Source organism: Synechococcales cyanobacterium T60_A2020_003 (assembly GCA_015272205.1).
GTDB lineage: Bacteria > Cyanobacteriota > Cyanobacteriia > RECH01 > RECH01 > JACYMB01.
Genome location: JACYMB010000120.1, coordinates 1 through 2657, shown reverse-complemented (window position 1 = coordinate 2657; position 2657 = coordinate 1). Strand labels below are relative to the sequence as shown.

3 protein-coding genes are annotated in these 2657 nt (G+C 49.7%); 2 read left to right on the top strand and 1 reads right to left on the bottom strand.

The window, feature by feature from the left end:
- Positions 1 to 222: 222 nt before the first annotated feature.
- Entirely contained in the window at positions 223 to 831 is a 609-nt protein-coding gene (gene ureG / locus IGR76_06270) for an urease accessory protein UreG (GenBank protein MBF2078122.1), read from the top strand.
- Between the two features lie 152 nt (positions 832 to 983).
- Positions 984 to 2309: an urea ABC transporter substrate-binding protein gene (gene urtA, locus IGR76_06265; GenBank protein MBF2078121.1), complete on the top strand. Its 1326-nt coding sequence runs from the start codon at positions 984 to 986 to the stop codon at positions 2307 to 2309.
- A gap of 172 nt (positions 2310 to 2481) precedes the next feature.
- Here urtA and IGR76_06260 read toward each other — a convergent pair.
- Positions 2482 to 2657: IS5/IS1182 family transposase (locus IGR76_06260; protein MBF2078120.1), on the bottom strand; the 176-nt coding region annotated here is incomplete at its 5' end.

Below are 2657 nucleotides of genomic sequence, written 5' to 3'. Positions count from 1 at the left end.
ACGGACTCTCAGTGATGAACCGCTCAAACACTTCTCCTAAAATCATGGCTCAAACGTGGGTGTTAGACGTTTAGCTTTTAGAATAGAAGCCCAAAAGCCACTGATAACAAGGATGATAGAAAATGTTAAGAAGCTCTCAAATGACCTTTAGAGGGCTGGTTCTTATACCACATATGTGGTACAATAAAATGATGCCCATAAAGTCCACTTAGTATAGTCACGATGACGCCCTTTCGAGTTGGAATTGCTGGCCCTGTGGGGTCTGGAAAGACAGCCTTGGTTGATGCGCTGTGTAAAGCCATGCGCGACGATCACAACATCGCCGTTGTCACCAATGACATCTACACCCAAGAGGATGCCCAGTTTCTCGTTCGTAGTCAAGCTCTATCGAGCGATCGCATTGTCGGTGTCGAAACCGGAGGCTGTCCCCACACCGCGATCCGTGAAGATGCCTCGATTAATCTCGTCGCCATTGAAGATTTGGAAACCCGATTCACCAACCTCGACCTGATCTTTGTCGAAAGCGGTGGCGATAATTTGGCCTCTACTTTCAGTCCCGAACTGGTGGATCTCACCCTCTACGTGATCGATGTCGCCGCTGGGGATAAAATTCCGCGGAAGGGTGGCCCCGGCATTACCAAATCCGACTTATTAATTATTAACAAAATTGATCTCGCTCCCTTGGTTGGAGCCGATCTAAATGTGATGGAACGGGATGCGAAAAAAATGCGGGGCGATCGCCCATTTATGTTCACGAATCTCAAGAAAAATCAAGGTTTAGACGGTATTGTCCAGTTCATTCAACGTCATCAAGGGCGTGTTCCAGCCTGATCCCCACAATTCTCTAAAGGATATATCTGCCGAAAGAGTATTGACGCCCTTACCTAAACTTTCAAAAACGATCTTTTTGTATCGTGGATCACAATTCTTTGGCGATCTCCGCTTTAGTATTTCGCTATCTATGAGATTTCCATGAGGAGATTATGAAAAGGCTATTTGGACGACGGAAGTTTTTGGTATACGGTTCAGCCGCATTAGGTACAAGCATGCTGCTGAAAGCCTGTGGAACCCCTGCGCCAGAGGAAGCAGCCACAGAAACCGAAGCCGGATCTACAACAGAAGCAGCCCCGAGCAGTGGTGACACCATTAAAGTGGGTATCCTGCACTCCCTCAGCGGCACAATGGCAATCAGTGAAACGACCGTTGTAGAAGCAGAGGAACTCGCCATTAAAGAGATCAATGCCGCAGGTGGTGTCCTTGGCAAGCAAATTGAAGCTATCAAAGAAGATGGTGCCTCCGACTGGCCAACCTTTGCTGAAAAAGCAGAGAAACTGATCGACCAAGATAAGGTGGCAACGATTTTCGGGTGCTGGACATCGGCAAGCCGTAAAGCCGTTCTTCCCGTTTTTGAATCCAAAGACCACATGCTGTGGTACCCCGTTCAGTACGAAGGACAAGAGTGTTCTAAGAACATCTTCTACACGGGGGCTGCCCCCAACCAACAGATCGAACCTGCGGTGGACTGGCTGCTAGAGAACAAAAGTACGACCTTTTTCCTCGTGGGTTCAGACTACGTGTTCCCCCGCACCGCCAACACCATTATCAAAGAGCAGCTTAAGGCCAAGGGTGGTGAAGTGGTCGGTGAAGACTATCTGCCCCTGGGCAACACCGAAGTAACCCCCATCATTACCAAGATTCGCTCCCAAATGCCCGACGGTGGCGTGATCTTCAACACCCTGAACGGCGACAGCAACGTAGCTTTCTTCAAGCAAATGCAGGGTGCAGGTCTCGGCCCTGACAAGTATCCTGTGATGTCGGTGAGCGTTGCTGAGGAAGAAGTTCGCCAAATCGGCCCTGAATTCCTGATTGGTCAATTTGCGTCCTGGAACTACTTCCAAACGGTAGAGAACCCTGAGAACGAGAAGTGGGTGGCAGACTTTAAGGCGGAATATGGCGACGATCGCGTCACCAACGACCCCATGGAAGCGGCCTACATTATGGTCTACCTCTGGAAGCAGGCGGTAGAGAAAGCCGGAACCTACGATGACTTGGCCGCAGTACGCACCGCTGCCTATGGCCAGACCTTTGCGGCTCCAGAGGGAGAAGTGAAGATGAACACTAACCATCACCTCTCTAAATGGGTGCGGATTGGTGAAGTCCGCGATGACGGTTTATTTAACATCGTCTACGCCAGCGAAGGGCCTGTTGATCCGGTGCCCTGGAACCAGTACGTTCCTGAAACGAAGGGCTTCGCCTGCGACTGGTCTGATCCCAACAAGGGCGGCCAGTACAAGATGGATGGCGCTTAAGGTTTGATTGACTCGGGGTGGAGGGATTATCCCTCTACCCATTTTTATGATCGTCTGCCTGGAATAGACGGTTCTCGATGTAGTCCTCCAGGGTCAGGCTTTTTTGTGATTTATTCAGGCTTTGTTGCATGATTAGAAGGATGATCAGGCTCACCTTGAGGTCGTCCGGGTATTAAGCTTCGACTTTGTAGCTATCGGGTTTAGCGATCTGAATCATGCGGTTGAGCGCAACACATTTGATGAACAATTCCACGGCTTGATTGTCAAATTGACGCGCACTGAGATTGCCCCCAAAAATAGTCTTAAAGCGGAACATGGTAGTTTCAGCAATCGAACGACGATGATAGC